The sequence below is a fragment of the Bradyrhizobium sp. CFUWI genome, from assembly GCF_056429085.1.
Genome location: NZ_JBWJZE010000246.1, coordinates 1 through 419, shown reverse-complemented (window position 1 = coordinate 419; position 419 = coordinate 1). Strand labels below are relative to the sequence as shown.

General features: G+C 73.7%; 1 protein-coding gene. It reads left to right on the top strand.

The window, feature by feature from the left end:
• Positions 1 to 102 precede the first annotated feature (102 nt).
• Positions 103 to 419 (top strand): pseudouridine synthase family protein (locus AC066S_RS39650; protein WP_478272039.1); only part of this gene is annotated, 317 nt, incomplete at its 3' end.

Genomic DNA, 419 nt, shown 5'->3' with positions numbered 1-419 from the left:
GTTCTGCAAGGTGGGCGCCACCGGGCGCGTCACCGGGCCTCATCTGCACTGGGGCGTGATGCTGAACCGCACGATGGTGGACCCGGCACTGTTCCTGCCCGCATGACGCGCCGCGACCATCGCACTCCGCCACCGCCATCGCGGCCCGCAGGCGCGGGGCGCGGGCCGGGCGCGCTCTCCCTGCCACGGGCCGCGCGGGAGCCGGTATCCGCCGCGCCCGCGCGCCTGCTGCGCTTCCACAAACCCTATGGCGTGCTGAGCCAGTTCACGCCCGAGGGCCGCTGGCGCGGGCTGAAGGACTTCATCGATCTGCCCGGCGTGTACGTCGCCGGCCGGCTGGACGCGGACAGCGAGGGGCTGCTGCTGCTCACCGACGACGGCGGGCTGCAGGCGCGCATCGCCGATCCGCGCTTCAAGAT